Here is a 2,223-nt window from a genome sequence, read left to right as displayed (position 1 = left end):
CGTGCGACGTGAAGTCGCTTAAGTAATTGTTTGAAAGGAGTTATCTCATGAATCAAACCTGATGTTCCGTCATCAGTAGCCTACCGGCACATGCGGGACTGGTAACGGTTCGGTGTGAAGCTGCCGGGACAATGTAGCCGTGTCTTCGGACGATATCGAACCCGCGAGGAATCGATATTTCTGCGAGCATCGATGCGGATAGGCGCTAGGCTCGGTGGTATGATCAACGAAAGTGAACTGCTGATAAACGTCGTCATTCCAACAAGCCAAAGATGCTGACAGGCTTGAACCAAAAGGTAAGCAGCCGGCTACCCCATGTGGCATGGGGGTACACGGACATAACGGCTGCCGGCGAACAGGCAGGATCTAACCCACCATCGTTACTTAAGTGAAACACGGTAAGCCCGTATCTCTGCCCCGCAATGGGCAGGCCGACCGCAAGGAAAGCTGCTGGGGATGCGGGTAGAGGAGGTCGGAGAAAGCGAATGCCGGGCTGTAATGGTCTGGATAGGGGTTGCGACTCACCAACATCACCCCGCCCGAAAGGGAGCAGACTTCCGACTGGTCTCTCGTCGCGAGAGAACAGGCAGAACCCTCATAGGAGGACAGGCAAATGACGGTCAGTATTACGACTGGTGCGGCCTCCCACGGGAAGGCGGACTGGAACCAGATCGACTGGCGCAAGGTACGACAAACCGTGCGACGGCTGCAAGTGCGTATCGCGAAAGCAGTAAAGGAAGGACGCTGGGGCCGGGTGAAAGCCCTGCAACGGCTGCTGACCACCTCGTTCAGCGGCAAGGCGCTTGCCGTGAAACGGGTTACCGAGAACAAAGGAAAGAGAACGCCCGGGATGGATCGGATCATCTGGGACTCACCGGGCAAGAAAGTCAGAGGAATATCGTCACTCACGCGGCGGGATTACCGCCCTCAGCCGCTGAGACGGGTGTTCATACCCAAGGCAAACGGAAAACTTCGTCCTCTGGGGATTCCCACCATGGCCGATAGGGCGATGCAGGCACTCCACCTGCTCGCGCTTTTGCCAGTAGCGGAAACCACAGCAGACCCAAACTCATACGGTTTCCGACCGTATCGAGCCGCCCAAGATGCGGTCGGGCGGTGCTTCCTCGCGCTGAAAGGCAAAGGAACGGCGGATTGGGTTTTAGACGCGGACATTTCCGCCTGCTTCGACGAAATCAGCAAGGACTGGCTTGTCGCCAACATCCCCACGGACAAGGTGATACTCCGGAAATGGCTGGACTCCGGCTACATGCTGGACGGCGCGTGGTTTGCGACGAAGGCCGGGACTCCCCAAGGCGGGGTTATCTCGGCCACACTCGCATCCATGACCTTGGATGGGATGGAAGCGCTGCTTCGGGAGCACTTCGGCCCGGAACGGCGCAACCGAACTACCAAGGTCCGTCTGATACGTTACGCGGACGACTTCGTGGTCACCGGCTCCTCGCAAGAGGTGCTGGAACAAGCGAAGGCGCTAATTGAGGGCTTCCTGTCGGAAAGGGGACTATCTCTGTCCGCCGAGAAGACCCGCATCGTTCGGGTCGAGGAAGGCTTCGACTTCCTTGGCTGGACCGTACGCAGGATGAAGGGGAAACTCTTCATCCGACCCGCCAGAAAGAACGTGGCGGCAATCATGCGCAAAATCGGAGGCGTAATCAGGGGAGCCACCAGCATAACGCAGGGGGAACTGATAGGGCGGCTCAACCCCATTATCCGCGGATGGGCCAACTATCACCGCAATCAGGTAGCCAAGGACACCTTCAAAAAGGTCGACAGCTACACTTGGGAGCGGCTCTGGCGTTGGGCTTGCCGCCGACATCCCAACAAGTCGCGCCGATGGGTGAAGCAGAAATACTTCCACCGCGAAGGCGCCCGCAATTGGGTGTTCAAGGCAGCAGCGACGGACAGCGCTGGGAATCCAACGGTCGAAAGCTTGTTCGAGGCCGCTTCGGTTCCCATCCGCCGCCACGTCAAAATCCGGGCAGCGGCCAATCCGTTCGATCCTGCTTGGGATAGCTACTTTGCCAAACGGCGACGAGCACCCAACGGGAATACGGTCACGTTGTCCCGGTCCAACTCTCCCTAGTTCCGGGTGCTGCTGGCTCGGGTGATACCGGGCTTCTGAAAGGCTTGAGCCGGATGATGGGAAACTATCAAGTCCGGTTCTGAGGGGGGTGCGGCCCGGCAACGGGCCGTGCCTACCCGACG

1 protein-coding gene is annotated in these 2,223 nt (G+C 58.6%); it reads left to right on the top strand.

Going from position 1 to position 2,223, the window contains the following annotated elements; all coding sequences use genetic code 11:
* Nucleotides 1–613 precede the first annotated feature (613 nt).
* Nucleotides 614–2,101 (top strand): group II intron reverse transcriptase/maturase, encoded by a 1,488-nt coding sequence (gene ltrA / locus EWH12_RS21705; protein WP_129927799.1) that lies wholly within the window; start codon nt 614–616, stop codon nt 2,099–2,101.
* Nucleotides 2,102–2,223: the final 122 nt, after the last annotated feature.

This window comes from Sphingobium cupriresistens, from assembly GCF_004152865.1.
GTDB lineage: Bacteria > Pseudomonadota > Alphaproteobacteria > Sphingomonadales > Sphingomonadaceae > Sphingobium > Sphingobium cupriresistens.
This window is presented reverse-complemented; position numbering and strand designations above follow the sequence as displayed.

Excerpts from the sequence above, each read along its gene's own strand:
- ltrA (WP_129927799.1), top strand. The coding sequence starts at position 614 with ATGACGGTCAGTATTACGACTGGTGCGGCCTCCCACGGGAAGGCGGAC.